Source organism: Pseudomonas sp. NPDC089396, assembly GCF_044749545.1.
Lineage (GTDB): Bacteria > Pseudomonadota > Gammaproteobacteria > Pseudomonadales > Pseudomonadaceae > Aquipseudomonas.
Genome location: NZ_JBIVIC010000002.1, coordinates 377999 through 393837, shown reverse-complemented (window position 1 = coordinate 393837; position 15839 = coordinate 377999). Strand labels below are relative to the sequence as shown.

Below are 15839 nucleotides of genomic sequence, written 5' to 3'. Positions count from 1 at the left end.
GGGCCCTATCGCCGGCAAGCCGGCTCCCACAGTGGGACTAGGTGATCCTTGTGGGAGCCGGCTTGCCGGCGATGAGGCCTGTGCAGGCTACCCCTTTGCCCGGCGGGCCTTGAAGAACTCACTCAAGATCTGCCCGCACGCTTCGGCCAGCACCCCACCCTCGAACATCACCCGATGATTCAGGAACCCCTGACTGAAGAACTGCCCCTGGCTCTGCACGATCCCGGCCTTGGGCTCCAGCGCCCCATACACCACCCGCGCCACCCGCGAATGTACGATCAACCCCGCGCACATGCTGCAAGGCTCCAGCGTCACATACAGGGTGCTGCCCGGCAGGCGGTAATTGCTGGCGGATTTCGCCGCCGCGCGGATCGCCACCATCTCGGCATGGGCGCTGGGATCGCTGTCGATGATCGGCCGGTTGAAGCCCTGCCCGATCACCTGGCCATGCTGCACCAGCACTGCGCCCACCGGCACCTCGCCCAGTGCGGCACCTTCTGCCGCCAGGCTCAGGGCCAGACGCATGAATTCCTGATCGAGGCTGCGATCGATGATTTGTGGCCGCATCACACCACCGTGATCGCGGCCATCAGACCGGTTTCCATGTGGTCAATGACATGGCAGTGGAACATCCAGGTGCCCGGGTTATCCGCCACCAAGGCCACCTGCGCGCGCTCGTTCTTGCCCAGCAGGTAGGTATCGGTGAACCACGGCTCGACGATCTTGTGCCGATTGGAGGCAATCACCTTGAAACTCATGCCATGCAGATGGATCGGGTGCTGGTACTGGGTCATGTTCTTCAGCTCGAAGATGTAGCTCTTGCCCTTCTGCAGCGTTGCGATCGGGCGATCGGCGCAGGTCTTGTCGGTGATGTCCCAGGCCTGCCCGTTGATCTGCCACAAGCTCGGTGGTCTGCCATTCTCGGTATTCACCGACACCTTGCCGACCCATTCGAAATTGAAGTTCAGCTTTTCGGCATTCTCCAGGTCCGGCTCGGCCACAGGGTTCGGTGGCAGCGCCGGCGGCCAATCGCCCGGCGCATCGTTGCTGGGCACCGAACGCAAGGTGCCCAGGCGCACGAAACCGTCACGCAAGGAGATTTCCTCACCCGCCTCGGGGATGCGCACTGCCAGGCAAATGCGCATGCCGGGCCCCAGCCAATAGTCGTCGTCCAACGGGCGCGGGGTGACCGGGTTGCCGTCGAGGGCATAGATCATCGCCTCGCAGTTGCCCTTGAGGTTCAGACGGTAGGTCCAGGTATTGTCCAGGTTCAACAGTCGCAGACGCACCACCTGGCCGGCCGGCAGCTCGGTTACCGAATCGGCCTGGCCGTTGATGGTGATCAAGCGCCCGGCGGTGCCATTGCGCGCCGCCTCACGGGGAATGCTGAACGGCAGCCAGGCGCCCTGCTCGTCGACATGCCAGTTTTTCAGGCTCAGGGTGCGCTCGTGGAGGAAGCCGGTGGGCTCGCGTTCCTCGACGATCAACGGCCCGACCAGACCACGGCCGAGCTCCTCGGAGCTGGCGACATGGGGGTGGTACCAGAAGCTGCCGGCATCCGGCACGCGAAACTTGTAGTCGAAGTACTCGCCGGGCTTGACCGGTAACTGCGACACATAGGGTACGCCGTCCATTTCCAGCGGCAGGCGGATGCCGTGCCAGTGAATGGTGGTTTCCACCGGCAGGTGGTTGATGAAGCGCACGCGCAGCCAGGTGCCCTGGCGAACCCGCAGCTCGGTGCCCGGCGCCGAAGGACCGAAAGCCCAGGCCTCGGTCTTGAAGCCGGGCACCAGCTCAACGTCCAGCGGTGCGGCGATCAGCTCGTAGTCGTGCCCGGCATTCTCGTCCTCTACCTTGCCCAGCCAGTAGCGCGCGGCGCCTCCGGCGCCCAGGCCTACCACAGCAAGGCCGGTCAGGCCCTTGAGCATTTGTCGACGGGTAAAGGACATCGGTGCGGGTACCTCGTGTTCTGCGCAATCAGTCTGCCAGCAGTGGCTGGCGATGAAGGGCGAATACGATACACCTGCAAATGGGAAAGATTAAGTGAAGTCTTGTCGCACCTTCGGTAAGCGGCCGTGAGCGCCCGCTCGTCCTGCCCTATTTCTTGGGCAAGCGCTTGATGCGCCTGGGGTGACTTGCTCAAACAAGGGCAGGCTGCTTAAGTTCAAGCAGATGGGCTCTGGCTGCTGGCGTTCTGCCCACCCATCACAACAAGAAGCCTGCTTCCTAAATGCGAGGGCTCGACAACATGTGGAAACGGAATTTTTCATTACACATTTCTCTGCTGCTCGCTGTTGCCCTGCTGCTCGTGCCGAAGATCATCCTGATCGAGTTCTTCTCCTATCGATGGGTGGACACCGGCGTTCTCGATATTGCCCTGTACCTCTTACAAGATGTAATGCTTGCGACTGCCGTCTATGTGATTGGCGTCTACACCCTTACCCGGCATAAATTCAACTTCTACCTGTTGAGCATCGTCTCAGGTGCCTTGTTGCTGTTCTTGCTGATGGATATGCGTGTCCGGGAGCTGTGGCTGAAGCCTCTGAATTGGCAACTGATCAGCTACAGCCTGCAAAACGCAAGCAACCTGACCTCCGGGGCCGAAGCGTTCTTCAAGCAATCTGCCGGTTTTGGGCTCACCTTCAGGTTCATTGTCTTCGTACTCTTTCTTGCTTACCTGGCGGCGTGGTCGTTCGTTGGGGTGGCAACCTACATCGCCTATAAAGCACAACGCACAGACGTCACCAGGAAGAAGAGATACTACTGGGCTCCCCTGCTAGTGATAGCTGCCCTGCTCATCGGCACCCTCTCCGCCAAAGACGCGCGCTACGATTTGAACAAAAATATCGTAGTCAGTCCGCTGGTCACCGCGCTCAGAAGCAGCACGTTCCTGAACGCTGCTCCGCACAAACCAACGTTGCCGTTCGAGCAACCCGCCTACCCGCTCTCCAGCGTAAACAACATCGAAAAACTACAGTCGCACGCCAGGCCAGACTTCAAGAACCTGGTTTTCATCGTCCTGGAATCGGTTCGCTGGAACAGCATTTTCGCTGCGGACATCAATACCGCTGAAAAGTACCCCACATTCGAAAAGCTCTCCCGGGAGGGCATGCTGTTCAAATCGTACGTATCAGTGCCTCACTCGTCCAAAGGCTATCACGCGATCCTGACCGGGCAGCACGCCTACCCCGACGTCGAGATCAAAGAGGCCATGTCTCTGAATCAACCTAGCCTCATCCATGAACTGAAAAACCAGAAAAACATGGAAGCCGTCGCCTTCAGCTCATTGTTTCTAGAGTTCGAAAATATGCGGGGTTTCTTGAAATCCATCGGCGTATCGAATGCCTATGAGCTCTCGGACATCATCGCCAGCGAGAACCGCCCAGCGAATGCCAATAGTTTCGGGGAGAGTGACGAGCAGCTGTTTTTGTCCAGCATCCCTTACCTGGAGAACATCAAGAAGAACGGCAAAGGTTTCGTTGCATTGTACTTCCCAAGCGCGGCGCACTACCCCTATGAATGCGGCCACGACTCCGCCTTGAAGAGCGAGTTGGAAAAATACGAAAACTGCATAGCAAAAAGCGACAGCGTGCTGGCTGAAATGCTGGAGTCGTTTGACAAGTCCGGCCTTCTGGACTCGACGTTATTTGTACTTGTGGGTGACCATGGCGAGTCGTTCGGTGAGCACGGTTTGTTCATTCACAACGCTTCCATGCATGAGGAAGAAGTTGCCGTACCCCTGATATTCTGGGCGCATGGCAAAGCGCTGGCCAAACACGACTCAACGACAAGTCACCAGACCGATATTGTCCCTACGGTTGCCGATTTCTTTGGCGTTACCGAGTCGCCCCTCGCTGTACAAGGCGTTAGTTTGTTGAGAGCGCAGGGTAAGCGGGCGTACTTCATGTCCACATTCTTCGACCATTTGGCGTCAGCCTTGGTGGAGTATCCCTACAAATACATTTACGAATTCAGCTCGGACACCCTGACGAAATACAATATCGAAAACGACCCCCAGGAAAAGAACCCGCAACCCGTGCAGGGGGATGAGTTCACCGCAGTCAAGAACAGGCTGCTTGCCTTCAATTTTTACCAGAAAGCGCTATTCGCCCAGAAGCTTGAGCAACCTGAATGAGCAAAAACCAAAAAGCCCGCAATTGTGCGGGCTTTTTGGTGTATCCATGCCTGTCGGTGCCAGCCTAGGCCGGCTGCCCGATCATTCCCACTCGATGGTGGCCGGCGGCTTGCTCGACACGTCGTAGGTGACGCGCGAGATACCGTCGATTTCGTTGATGATACGGCCGCTGACGGTTTCCAGCAGCTCGTACGGCAGGTGAGCCCAACGCGCGGTCATGAAGTCCACGGTCTCGACAGCACGCAGCGCGACGACCCAGGCGTAGCGGCGGCCATCGCCAACCACACCGACCGACTTGACCGGCTGGAACACCACGAACGCCTGGCTGGTCTTGTGGTACCAGTCGGCTTTACGCAGCTCTTCGATGAAGATGTGGTCGGCGCGACGCAGGATGTCGGCGTATTCCTTCTTCACTTCACCCAGGATACGTACACCCAGGCCCGGGCCCGGGAACGGGTGGCGGTAGACCATGTCGTACGGCAGGCCCAGCTCCAGGCCGATCTTGCGCACTTCATCCTTGAACAGCTCACGCAGTGGCTCGACCAGCTTGAGGTTCATTTCCTCTGGCAGGCCGCCGACGTTGTGGTGGGACTTGATCACGTGGGCCTTGCCGCTCTTGGCGCCAGCCGACTCGATCACGTCCGGGTAGATGGTGCCCTGGGCGAGGAACTGGATGTTGTCCAGCTTGCTGGCTTCGGCATCGAAAATGTCGATGAAGGTGCGGCCGATGATCTTGCGCTTCTTCTCCGGGTCGGCTTCGCCTTCCAGGTTGTCGAGGAATTGCTTCTCGGCATCGGCGCGGATCACCTTGACGCCCATGTTCTCTTTGAACATGGCCATCACCTGGTCGCCTTCGTGCAGGCGCAGCAGGCCGTTGTCGACGAATACGCAGGTCAGCTGGTCGCCGATGGCGCGGTGCAGCAGCGCAGCGACCACGGACGAGTCGACACCGCCGGACAGGCCGAGCAGGACGTTGGCCGAACCTACTTGCTCACGTACCTGGGCAATGGCGTCTTCGACGATGTTGGACGGGGTCCACAGGGCTTCGCAGCCGCAGATGTCCTGCACGAAGCGGGACAGGATGCGACCGCCCTGCTTGGTGTGGGTCACTTCCGGGTGGAACTGCACGCCGTAGTAGCCGCGGGCATCGTCGAACATGCCGGCGATCGGGCAGCTCGGGGTGCTGGCCAGCACGTGGAAGTCGCCCGGCATCTGGGTGACCTTGTCGCCGTGGCTCATCCACACGTCCAGGCCCAGTACGCCGTCATCGTCGACGTGGTCTTCGATGCCGTCGAGCAGGCGGCTCTTGCCGACCACGTCGACGCGGGCATAACCGAACTCACGCAGGTCGGAACCTTCGACCTTGCCGCCCAACTGCTCGGCCATGGTCTGCATGCCGTAGCAGATGCCCAGCAGCGGTACGTTCAGGTCAAACACGGCCTGCGGGGCACGCGGGCTGTTGGCTTCGTGGACCGACTCGGGGCCGCCAGCGAGGATGATGCCGCGCGGGTTGAATTCGCGGATCGCTTCATCGTCCATGTCGAACGGATGCAGTTCGCAGTAGACACCGATCTCGCGCACGCGGCGGGCGATCAGTTGGGTGTACTGGGAACCGAAATCGAGGATCAGGATGCGGTGAGCGTGAATGTCGAGGGCCATGACTCAATCTCGTCAGTGGAAATCGGAAACGACGCGGGGCTGTCGTGACAGCCCCGCATGCAAATGTTGCTGGAAGCCTCAGCCTACGCGGTAGTTAGGGGCTTCTTTGGTGATCTGCACGTCATGCACGTGGGACTCGGCCATGCCGGCACCGGTGATGCGTACGAATTCCGGCTTGGTACGCATCTCTTCGATGGTCGCGCTGCCGGTGTAGCCCATGGACGAACGCAGGCCGCCCATCAGCTGGTGGATGATCGCGGCCAGGGCGCCCTTGTACGGCACGCGGCCTTCGATGCCTTCCGGTACCAGTTTCTCGGCGCCGGCCGAGGAGTCCTGGAAGTAACGGTCGGACGAGCCTTGCGCCTGTGCCATGGCACCCAGCGAGCCCATGCCGCGATAAGCCTTGTAGGAACGGCCCTGGAACAGCTCGACTTCGCCCGGCGCTTCTTCGGTACCGGCGAACATCGAACCCATCATCACGCAGGAAGCACCGGCGACGATGGCCTTGGACAGGTCACCCGAGAAGCGGATGCCGCCGTCGGCGATCAGCGGCACACCGGTGCCTTCCAGAGCGGCGGCGACGTTGGCGATGGCGCTGATCTGCGGCACGCCGACACCGGCGACGATGCGGGTGGTGCAGATCGAGCCTGGGCCGATACCGACCTTGACGGCATCGGCGCCGGCTTCGGCCAGGGCCTTGGCCGCAGCGCCGGTGGCGATGTTGCCGCCGATCACCTGCACTTGCGGGTAGGTTTCCTTGACCCAGCGAACGCGGTCGATCACACCTTTGGAGTGGCCGTGGGCGGTGTCGACGACAACCACGTCAACGCCAGCGGCAACCAGGGCAGCAACGCGCTCGCCGGTGTCCTTGCCGGTGCCGACCGCAGCGCCGACGCGCAGGCGACCCTGGTCGTCCTTGCTGGCCAACGGGTAGGCCTTGGCCTTTTCGATGTCCTTGACGGTCATCATGCCCTTGAGGCTGAACTTGTCGTCGACGATCAGGACTTTTTCCAGGCGGTGCTTGTGCAGCAGCTCGCGGACTTCGTTCTTGTCGGCGCCTTCGCGGACGGTGACCAGACGCTCTTTGGGCGTCATCACGTCGCGTACCTTGGCATCCAGGCGGGTTTCGAAGCGCACGTCACGGGAAGTGACGATGCCGACCAGGTCGCCGTTCTCCAGCACCGGAACACCGGAGATGTTGTTCAGGCGGGTCAGGTCGAACAGGTCACGCACGGTGGCGTCGGCCTCGATGGTGATCGGGTCCTTGACCACGCCAGCCTCGAACTTCTTGACCTTGCGTACTTCGCCGGCCTGCTGTTCGATGGTCATGTTCTTGTGGATGATGCCGATACCGCCTTCCTGGGCCATGGCGATGGCCAGGCGCGCTTCGGTCACGGTATCCATGGCGGCGGAGACCAGCGGAATGTTCAGCTCAATGCCACGGGTCAAACGGGTCTTGAGACTGACTTCATTAGGCAGTACCTCGGAATAGCCAGGTACAAGGAGAATATCGTCGAAAGTCAGGGCTTCTTGGCTGATACGCAACATCGCGGGGGCTCCCGGGCGGGAAAAATGGAAGCGCGCCATTATACTCATCCACGGCGCGCCGCTCAATGCAAAATAAGGGCCTTCGGTCAGCGTTCTGGCAGTTTTACCTTCACCACCGCCACCGGCTGGTCGAGCCAATCGGCGAAGCTGTCGAGAAAGGCCTGGGTAAACCCGGCCTCGCCCCAGTTGTTGAAGATGAACCCCAAGTTGGAAAAGGCACATGGCTGCAGGTAAATGAAGCCATTGATGTCGTCCTCGAAACCGCACAGCGGACAGGTGAAGTTGTCACTTACACCGGGCATCCACTCTTCCAGGCTTTCGAACAACGGCTCGCCCACCTCGCGTCGGCACTCCGGGCAGCCGGCCTCTTCGAGAAACCCCTCGGTGGGGGTATAGATGCAACGCTTGAGCATCACTTCCAGGCCATTGACCTGCTCGCCGAACGGCAGCTTCTGCGGATGCAGGGCGACCTTGCGCGCGCCTGCGGCCAGGGCATGGCCCATGCGGTTGCCGGTGCGCCCGCAGGTGGTCATTTGCTCCTCGACGATTTTCTCGCGCACCAGCCAGCGCAGGATTGCCCGGGCGCGGGCTTCGTGCACCGGCACGGTGGAGAGTTTGGGGACGATGATGCTCTGGGTGGTCATTGACGAAACGGGCCTGGGGATTGCGGTAATGCTGCAATTCTACCCCGGTAGTTCCTCGCTGTAATGCAGGGCTGTAGGCCCCATCGCCGGCAAGCCGGCTCCCACAGGTACCCCACTGAACCTGAGAACAGTGGAGTACCTGTGGGAGCCGGCTTGCCGGCGATGGGGCCGGGACAGACAAGCAGCCCTTATGTCCTTTATGATGCCCACCATGATCAAAGACCCCTTCGAACGACTCGGCCTGGACCGCGAGGTCCTCACCGTCAGCCAACTCAACGGTCGCGCCCGCGTGCTGCTGGAAGACGTGTTCCGCAGCGTCTGGGTGGAAGGCGAGATTTCCAACCTCGCCCGCCCAGCCTCCGGCCACATGTATTTCACCCTCAAGGACAGCGGCGCCCAGGTGCGTTGTGCACTGTTCCGGCAGAACGCCAGCCGTGTGCGCCAGGCCCTGCGCGACGGCCTGGCGGTGCGGGTGCGCGGGAAGGTTTCGCTGTTCGAAGGGCGTGGCGACTACCAGCTGATTCTCGACACGGTCGAGCCGGCCGGCGACGGCGCCCTGCGCCTGGCCTTCGAAGCACTGAAGGAAAAGCTCGGTGCCGAGGGCCTGTTCAGCGCCGAACGCAAGAAGCCGCTGCCGGCCCACCCGCAGCGCATCGGCATCATCACCTCGCCCACCGGCGCGGTGATCCGCGACATCATCAGCGTATTCGGCCGCCGCGCGCCGCAGGTCGAGCTGAACCTGATTCCCACCGCCGTACAAGGCCGCGAGGCGATCAACCAGATCGTGCGCGCCTTGCAGCAGGCCGACCGGCTTGGCTTCGATGCCCTGATCCTGGCCCGTGGCGGCGGCTCGCTGGAAGACCTCTGGTGCTTCAACGAGGAAGCCGTGGCGCGCGCCGTGGCGGCCTGCGTGACGCCGATCGTCAGTGCCGTAGGGCATGAAACCGACGTATCGATCAGCGACTTCGTCGCCGACGTGCGCGCCCCCACGCCGTCGGCCGCCGCCGAACTGCTGGCCCCTGACAACAGCGGCCTGCAGCAGCGCCTGGACGGCCTGCAACGGCGCCTGCTGCTGCGCATGCAATACCGCCTGACCCACGACCGCCTGCGCCTCGATTCGCTGACCCGGCGCCTGCGCCACCCCGGCGAGCGCCTGCGTCAGCAGGCCCAGCGCCTGGACGACCTGGACATGCGCCTGCGCCGCGCCTTCACGCTCAACCTCAACCAGCGCCGCGAGCGCCTGGCCCGCCTCGACACGCGCCTGGCCGCGCAGCATCCCGGGCGCACCCTGAAACTGCTGGGCCAGCGCCTGGACAGCCTCGCCGAACGCCTGCCACGGGCCATGCGCGAAGTGCTCAAGGACCGTCGCCAGCGCTTCCAGGGCCAGCTGCAGACGTTGCAGGTGGTCAGCCCGCTGGCCACCCTGGCGCGTGGCTACAGCATCCTCCTCGACGAACGTGGCCACGCCATCCGCAGCGCCGAGCAGACCCACAACGGCCAGCGCCTGACTGCCCGCCTGAACGAAGGCGAGCTGCGGGTGCGGGTCGAGGACAACCACCTGACCCCGGTCACCCTTTCCCTACTGGACTGACACATGCCCCGCCTGTTCGCGCCCCTGCTTGCCCTTTCCCTGTTCTTGCTGGCGGGCGGCGCCCAGGCCAGTTACATCACCCGCACCTTGAACAAGCCGGTACCCGGTGGCGTCGCCGTGGTCGACCTCGGGCCTGCGGCCACTGCACCGAATGCACGCTTCGACGGCAAGCCGGTGCTGGTGGTCAAGGAGCAGGACAACTGGCTGGCCATCGTCGGTATCCCGCTGACGCAAAAGCCCGGCACGGCCGTGCTGAGCCAGGATGGTCGCAACCTGACGTTCAGTGTGGGGAGCAAGAAATACCCGGAGCAGCACATCATCTTGAAGAACAAGCGCCAGGTCAACCCCGACCCGGCCGACCTCAAGCGCATCGACCGTGAACTGGCCGAACAGATCAAGGCCTACCGCAGTTTCAGCCCCAACCTGCCGAGCAACCTGGTGCTCGACAAGCCCGTCAGCGGGCCGCTGTCGAGCAAGTTCGGCGTGCGCCGCTTCTTCAACGGCGAAGAACGCAACCCCCATGCGGGGCTGGATTTTGCGGTGCCGGCGGGTACGCCGATCAAGACACCTGCCAATGGCAAGGTGATTCTGGTGGGTGACTACTTCTTCAACGGGCGCACGGTGTTCGTCGACCATGGGCAGGGCTTTATCAGCATGTTCTGCCATATGTCGAAGATCGATGTGGCGGTCGGGCAGCCGTTGCGCCGGGGCGAGGTGGTCGGCCGGGTCGGCTCGACCGGGCGGGCTACCGGGCCACATATGCACTGGAATGTCAGCCTGAACGATGCGCGGGTGGATCCGGCGATCTTCATTGGCGCGTTCCAGCCCTGAGACCGCAGCGCCTGTATCGCCGGCAAGCCGGCTCCCACAAGGGTCACCCCTGACCCTGTGGGAGCCGGCTTGCCGGCGATGAGGCCAGCCCCTCGACATCACTTCCCCTGTCTTGCGCGATCAAAAAATACAGCGCAACACACTAAAAGCTTGAAAAGAATCCGAGCTATAAAATCTCGCCATTAAGCTTTTTTTAAGCATTCCTCTCAATTTTCCGCGAACACTTGCCATCCCCCACCCCACTGGTTAGGGTTGAAGGCATGAAAACCCACAGCACCCTCATCCTGCTCCGACAACATCGCAGCCTCTGCCTGGTCAGCGCCCGACTACCAGGCTGAATCGCGTCGCCTCGCCTTTTCATCTCGTTATTGCTCGGCAGGCCCGATCTCGGCCGCACACAAAAGGATTGCTTCCATGACCATGCTCAAAGACCCCTCGAAGAAGTACCGCGCTTTCCCGACCATCGACCTGCCTGACCGTACCTGGCCGTCGAAGACCATCACCCAGGCGCCAATCTGGTGCAGCTCCGACCTGCGTGATGGCAACCAGTCGCTGATCGAGCCGATGGACTCCGAGAAGAAGCTGCGTTTCTGGAAGACCTTGGTGCAGGTTGGTGTGAAGGAAATCGAAGCCTCGTTCCCGTCGGCTTCGCAGACCGACTTCGACTTCGTGCGCTCCCTGATCGAAGACGGCCACATCCCGGACGACACCACCATCCAGGTGCTCACCCAGGCCCGTGAAGACCTGATCGCGCGTACGTTCGAGTCGCTGCGCGGTGCCAAGAAGGCCATCGTCCACCTGTACAACGCCACCAGCCCGTCGTTCCGCCGCATCGTCTTCAACCAGGACAAGCAAGGCGTGAAGGACATCGCAGTGAACGCGGCCAAGCTGTTCGTCAAATACGCCGCCCAGCAGCCGGAAACCCACTGGACCTTCCAGTACTCGCCCGAGACCTTCAGCGCCACCGAGCTTGAGTTCGCCAAGGAAGTCTGCGACGCGGTCATCGAGGTTTGGAACCCGACGCCTGAGCACAAGGTCATCCTCAACCTGCCGGCCACCGTGGAAGTCGCCACGCCGAACATCTACGCCGACCAGATCGAGTGGTTCTGCCGCAACGTCAACCGCCGTGACAGCGTGATCATCAGCCTGCACTGCCACAACGACCGTGGCACCGGCATCGCTGCCACCGAACTGGGCCTGATGGCCGGTGCCGACCGCGCCGAAGGTTGCCTGTTCGGCAACGGCGAGCGTACCGGCAACGTCGACCTGGTGACCCTGGCACTGAACCTCTATACCCAGGGCATCGACCCTGAGCTGGACTTCTCCGACATCGACGGCGTGCGCAAGGTGGTCGAAGAGTGCAACCAACTGCCGGTGCACCCGCGTCACCCGTATGTCGGCGACCTGGTCCACACCGCGTTCTCCGGCTCGCACCAGGACGCCATCCGCAAGGGCTTCGCCAAGCAGCAGGACAGCGAACTGTGGGAAGTACCATACCTGCCGATCGACCCGGCCGACATCGGCCGCAGCTACGAGGCGGTGATCCGCGTCAACAGCCAGTCCGGCAAGGGCGGTATCACCTACCTGCTCGAGCAGGAATACGGCATCAGCCTGCCACGCCGCATGCAGATCGAGTTCAGCCAGGTGGTGCAGGGTGAAACCGACCGCCTGGGCCTGGAAATGACTGCCCAGCAGATCTACAGCCTGCTGCACAAGGAATACCTCCAGGCCAACGCCCCGTATGCGCTGGTCAGCCACCGCCTGCAGGAAGAGAACGGCCACAGCGCCGTGGAAGTGGAAGTCGCCGGTGAAGGCGAAACCACCCTGCACTGGCGCGGCAAGGGCAATGGCGCCCTGGAAGCCCTGGTGGCCGGCCTGCCGATCGCCGTGGAGATCATGGACTACAACGAGCACGCTATTGGTGCCGGTACCAATGCCAAGGCAGCGGCCTATATTGAGCTGCGTGTGGCCGGGGGTCGTCCGGTGCATGGTGTGGGTATCGATGAGAACATCACCACTGCGAGCTTCAAGGCGCTGTTCAGTGCGCTGAACCGGTCGCTGAGCCAGGAAGAGGCTAAAGCGGCGTAAGCAGCTTCGCAAAGAACAAGGCCTGCATCCTGGATGCGGGCCTTTTTTTTGCCTGTACTGGCCCTATCGCCGGCAAGCCGGCTCCCACAGGATCACCACAGATCTCAAGAACTGTGGAGATCCCACACAATCACCACAGATCTCAAGAACTGTGGAGACCCCACACAATCACCACAGATCTCAAGAACTGTGGAGTACCTGTGGGAGCCGGCTTGCCGGCGATAGGGCCAGTACAAGCAGCACAAAACCTGCAGACAAAAAAAGGGGCGCCGACCAAGCGCCCCATAAGCCGTAAAGCACACAACAAATTCAGTTTCAGTCCAGCAAGGCCATCGCCTCGGCGCTGCACGCCTCGATCCGCGCCCACTCACCATTCTTGATCCAGCTACTGTCGAGCATCCAGGTACCCCCCACGCACATCACATTGGGCAGCGCCATGTAATTGCGCACATTGGCAGGGTTAACCCCCCCAGTCGGGCAGAAGCGAATATCACCAAACGGCCCGGCAAAGGCCTTGATCGCCGCCACGCCACCGCTGATTTCCGCCGGAAACAGCTTGAAGCGGCGGTAGCCCAGCGCATAACCCATCATGATTTCCGACGGTGTGCTGATGCCTGGCAACAGCGGGATCTCGCTGTCCACGCCCGCTTCGAGAATGTCCTGGGTAATGCCCGGGGTAACGACAAACTGCGCACCGGCCGCTTCAACGGCAGCGAACATGTCGCGGTCAAGCACGGTGCCGGCGCCCACGCACAGTTCCGGGCGCTGCTCGCGCAACACCTGGATGGCCTTCAGGCCATGCTGCGAACGCAGGGTCACTTCCAGCGTACGGATGCCGCCAGCAGCCAGGGCATCGGCCAGGGGCAGGATGTCTTGCTCACGGGCGATGGTGATTACCGGCAGGATGCGCGCCGCGCCACAGATCGCGTCGATCCGGGTCGCTTTCTCGGCCATCGAGAGCTTGGGCTGTGGGCGTTCGAGGGTGGTCATGACAGTGGATCCTTTGCTCATGGGCACCAGTAGATGTCCAGGGGGTCGTGAAGAAAGGCGCGAATCGGCATTTCGGAAAGATCAGTGCCCGCCAGCGCGGCGCGCAGGGTAGCGAGTTTGCCCGGGCCTTGCACGGACAGCGCGATGAAAGCGGCGCTGGCCAACAGCGAGCGTGTCATCGACAGGCGCTGGTGCGGCACGCTCGGCGCCAGCATCGGCAGGCAGCGGCGCGGGCTGTTGCGGTCGAGCCCGGCGGCCAGGTTGGGGCTGCCGGGGAACAGCGACGCGGTATGGCCATCGTCGCCCATGCCCAGCACCAGCACATCGATAGCCGGCAACGCGGCCAGGGCCTGGTCGGCGCTGTCCGCTGCCGCGTCGAGCTGCTCGGCTTGTCGATAGAGGCCAACGAAACGGGCCTTGGCCGCCGCACCCTGGAACAGGTGGCGGGCCAACAGGCCAGCGTTGCTGTCGGCATGCTCCACCGGCACCCAGCGCTCGTCAGCCAGGCTGACGGTGACCTTCGACCAGTCCAGCGTTTCGCTTGCCAGCTGCTCGAGGAACGGCACCGGGCTGCGTCCACCCGACAGCACCAGGCAAGCCTGGCCCTTGGTAGCGATCGCGGCGCGCAGGCGCTTGGCCACGTCCGCCGCCAGGGTCGTCGAGAGCGCCTTGGCATCAATCAACTGATGCGCCTTCACGTTCGCCGGCAATTGCAGGTCAGATATCGCCATACCACGCCCTCCCATCGCGTGTGATCAGTGCGATCGAACTCATGGGCCCCCACGATCCCGCCGCGTACGGCTTGGGGGCATCGCCCGCGTTGCGCCAGCCAGCGATCAGCTGGTCGCACCACTGCCAGGCATGTTCGATCTCGTCCTTGCGCACGAACAGGTTCTGGTTGCCGCGCATCACCTCAAGCAAAAGGCGTTCGTAGGCATCCGGAATCCGCGCGGTGCGCCAGGTGTCGGAAAAATTCAGTTGCAGCGGACCGCTGCGCAGCTGCATGCCCTTGTCCAGGCCTTGCTCCTTGGTCATCACCCGCAAGGAAATACCTTCGTCCGGTTGCAGGCGGATGATCAGCTTGTTACCGATCTGCAAACGTTGTTCCGGGGCGAAGATGTAGTGCGGCGTTTCCTTGAAATGAATGACGATCTGCGAAAGCTTCTGCGGCATGCGCTTGCCGGTACGCAAATAGAACGGCACGCCGGACCAGCGCCAGTTGCGGATGTCGGCGCGCAGGGCGACAAAGGTTTCGGTGTCGCTCTGGGCGTTGGCGTTGTCTTCTTCCAGGTAGCCAGGCACCGCCTTGCCGTCGCTGTAACCGGCAATGTACTGGCCACGCACCACACGGGTGCTCAGCCCATCGCCAGTGATCGGTGCCAGGGCCTTGAGCACCTTGACCTTCTCGTCGCGGATGCTGTCGGCCGACAGATCGCTGGGCGGGTCCATGGCGATCAGGCACAACAGCTGCAGCAGGTGATTCTGGATCATGTCGCGCAGTTGGCCGGCCTTGTCGAAATAGCCCCAGCGGCCTTCGATACCGACCTTTTCGGCCACGGTGATCTCCACGTGGGAAATCGAGTTCTGGTTCCACTGGGTTTCGAACAGGCTGTTGGCAAAGCGCAGGGCAATCAGGTTCTGTACCGTCTCTTTGCCCAGGTAATGGTCGATGCGATACACCCGGCTTTCCGGGAAAAAGCGCGCCACGGCATCATTGACCCGGCGTGACGACTCCAGGTCGTGACCAATGGGCTTTTCCAGCACGACCCGGGTGCGCGCGGCCAGGCCGGCCTTGTCCAGGTTTTCGCAGATCGCGCCATACACGGCGGCAGCCGTGGCAAAGTAGGCGATCAGCGGCAAATCGCCGGCCACCTGTTCAGCCAGGGCCTGGTAGCCCTCGGGCTGCAGGAAGTCCAGGTGCTGGTAGCTCAGGCGGCCGAGAAAACGCCCCAGTGCCGCAGGCTCCAGGTCTGCTGGGGCAACGTGCCGGCGCAGGTGGGCTTCGATGGCGCTCAGGTGCTCCTGGGCGCTGCCAGGCTCACGGGCCAACGCCAGCAAGCGCGTATCGGCGTGCAGCAGGTTGGCGCGGTCGAGCTGGTAGAGCGCAGGAAACAGCTTGCGCAGTGCCAGGTCGCCCAGGGCGCCAAACAGGGCAAAGGTGCAAGGTTCGACACTGATCGCAGCCATGATGTTGGTTCTTTCCTAAAGTTGATCTAGAAATACCGCTTTCACATAGGGTTTTCAAGAAATAATGTAGTAAAAACCATAACATTACACACAAAGATTACAGACAAGTGGTGCACCACCCGCACCGCCAGTACGATAGACGACCCTGCAAGAGGCCTGCTGCTCC

At 62.0% G+C, this 15839-nt stretch carries 12 protein-coding genes; 4 read left to right on the top strand and 8 right to left on the bottom strand.

Translation table 11 applies throughout. The features are described 5' to 3' along the window. Window positions 1-87 precede the first annotated feature (87 nt). Together tadA and ACIPZB_RS04795 are read right to left on the bottom strand one after the other, a co-directional pair. On the bottom strand, window positions 88-567 hold the full coding sequence (tadA, locus tag ACIPZB_RS04800; RefSeq protein WP_400639185.1) for a tRNA adenosine(34) deaminase TadA: 480 nt from the start codon (window positions 565-567) through the stop codon (window positions 88-90). Then, window positions 567-1949, bottom strand: coding sequence for a multicopper oxidase family protein (locus tag ACIPZB_RS04795; protein ID WP_400639184.1), 1383 nt, complete (start codon window positions 1947-1949; stop codon window positions 567-569). The genes tadA and ACIPZB_RS04795 overlap by 1 nt, the downstream gene beginning before the upstream one ends. A gap of 299 nt (window positions 1950-2248) precedes the next feature. On the opposite strand from ACIPZB_RS04795, the gene ACIPZB_RS04790 reads away from it, so the two are divergent. Then, window positions 2249-4135: an LTA synthase family protein gene (locus ACIPZB_RS04790; RefSeq protein WP_400639365.1), complete on the top strand. Its 1887-nt coding sequence runs from the start codon at window positions 2249-2251 to the stop codon at window positions 4133-4135. Window positions 4136-4216: 81 nt separating this feature from the next. Here the strand turns inward: ACIPZB_RS04790 and guaA are convergent, their stop codons facing one another. From guaA to ACIPZB_RS04775, 3 genes are all read right to left on the bottom strand, one after another. Continuing rightward, window positions 4217-5794 carry a glutamine-hydrolyzing GMP synthase gene (gene guaA / locus ACIPZB_RS04785; protein WP_236236826.1) on the bottom strand — a complete coding sequence of 526 codons (1578 nt, stop codon included), beginning with the start codon at window positions 5792-5794 and terminating at the stop codon, window positions 4217-4219. Between the two features lie 78 nt (window positions 5795-5872). Then, window positions 5873-7342: an IMP dehydrogenase gene (guaB, locus tag ACIPZB_RS04780; protein WP_008094438.1), complete on the bottom strand. Its 1470-nt coding sequence runs from the start codon at window positions 7340-7342 to the stop codon at window positions 5873-5875. Between the two features lie 86 nt (window positions 7343-7428). Continuing rightward, the gene (locus ACIPZB_RS04775) at window positions 7429-7986 is read right to left on the bottom strand and encodes a hypothetical protein (RefSeq protein WP_008094435.1); all 558 of its coding nucleotides are present in this window, start codon (window positions 7984-7986) and stop codon (window positions 7429-7431) included. A gap of 211 nt (window positions 7987-8197) precedes the next feature. Between ACIPZB_RS04775 and xseA the strand changes: the two genes are divergently transcribed. From xseA to leuA, 3 genes are all read left to right on the top strand, one after another. Beyond that, complete coding sequence (gene xseA, locus ACIPZB_RS04770) at window positions 8198-9577, top strand: exodeoxyribonuclease VII large subunit (protein ID WP_400639183.1); 1380 nt, start codon at window positions 8198-8200, stop codon at window positions 9575-9577. A gap of 3 nt (window positions 9578-9580) precedes the next feature. Next, window positions 9581-10408 (top strand): peptidoglycan DD-metalloendopeptidase family protein, encoded by an 828-nt coding sequence (locus ACIPZB_RS04765; RefSeq protein ID WP_400639182.1) that lies wholly within the window; start codon window positions 9581-9583, stop codon window positions 10406-10408. A 414-nt stretch (window positions 10409-10822) separates the two neighbouring features. Further along, a complete protein-coding gene (gene leuA, locus ACIPZB_RS04760; protein ID WP_400639181.1) occupies window positions 10823-12496 on the top strand; it encodes a 2-isopropylmalate synthase in 1674 nt (557 codons plus the stop codon). 315 nt (window positions 12497-12811) lie between these two features. Here the strand turns inward: leuA and ACIPZB_RS04755 are convergent, their stop codons facing one another. Genes ACIPZB_RS04755 through zwf form a run of 3 tightly spaced genes read right to left on the bottom strand, consistent with a single transcriptional unit; the run spans window position 12812 to window position 15673 of the window. Then, window positions 12812-13486 carry a bifunctional 4-hydroxy-2-oxoglutarate aldolase/2-dehydro-3-deoxy-phosphogluconate aldolase gene (locus tag ACIPZB_RS04755; protein WP_400639180.1) on the bottom strand — a complete coding sequence of 225 codons (675 nt, stop codon included), beginning with the start codon at window positions 13484-13486 and terminating at the stop codon, window positions 12812-12814. Between the two features lie 17 nt (window positions 13487-13503). Beyond that, window positions 13504-14217, bottom strand: a complete 714-nt coding sequence (gene pgl / locus ACIPZB_RS04750; protein ID WP_400639179.1) for a 6-phosphogluconolactonase — start codon at window positions 14215-14217, stop codon at window positions 13504-13506. Next, entirely contained in the window at window positions 14204-15673 is a 1470-nt protein-coding gene (gene zwf / locus ACIPZB_RS04745) for a glucose-6-phosphate dehydrogenase (RefSeq protein WP_400639178.1), read from the bottom strand. The genes pgl and zwf overlap by 14 nt, the downstream gene beginning before the upstream one ends. Window positions 15674-15839: the final 166 nt, after the last annotated feature.

Excerpts from the sequence above, each read along its gene's own strand:
- pgl (WP_400639179.1), bottom strand. The coding sequence starts at position 14,217 with ATGGCGATATCTGACCTGCAATTGCCGGCGAACGTGAAGGCGCATCAG.
- ACIPZB_RS04755 (WP_400639180.1), bottom strand. The coding sequence starts at position 13,486 with ATGACCACCCTCGAACGCCCACAGCCCAAGCTCTCGATGGCCGAGAAA.
- xseA (WP_400639183.1), top strand. The coding sequence starts at position 8,198 with ATGATCAAAGACCCCTTCGAACGACTCGGCCTGGACCGCGAGGTCCTC.
- zwf (WP_400639178.1), bottom strand. The coding sequence starts at position 15,673 with ATGGCTGCGATCAGTGTCGAACCTTGCACCTTTGCCCTGTTTGGCGCC.
- ACIPZB_RS04765 (WP_400639182.1), top strand. The coding sequence starts at position 9,581 with ATGCCCCGCCTGTTCGCGCCCCTGCTTGCCCTTTCCCTGTTCTTGCTG.
- leuA (WP_400639181.1), top strand. The coding sequence starts at position 10,823 with ATGACCATGCTCAAAGACCCCTCGAAGAAGTACCGCGCTTTCCCGACC.
- guaB (WP_008094438.1), bottom strand. The coding sequence starts at position 7,342 with ATGTTGCGTATCAGCCAAGAAGCCCTGACTTTCGACGATATTCTCCTT.
- ACIPZB_RS04775 (WP_008094435.1), bottom strand. The coding sequence starts at position 7,986 with ATGACCACCCAGAGCATCATCGTCCCCAAACTCTCCACCGTGCCGGTG.
- ACIPZB_RS04795 (WP_400639184.1), bottom strand. The coding sequence starts at position 1,949 with ATGTCCTTTACCCGTCGACAAATGCTCAAGGGCCTGACCGGCCTTGCT.
- ACIPZB_RS04790 (WP_400639365.1), top strand. The coding sequence starts at position 2,249 with ATGTGGAAACGGAATTTTTCATTACACATTTCTCTGCTGCTCGCTGTT.
- guaA (WP_236236826.1), bottom strand. The coding sequence starts at position 5,794 with ATGGCCCTCGACATTCACGCTCACCGCATCCTGATCCTCGATTTCGGT.
- tadA (WP_400639185.1), bottom strand. The coding sequence starts at position 567 with ATGCGGCCACAAATCATCGATCGCAGCCTCGATCAGGAATTCATGCGT.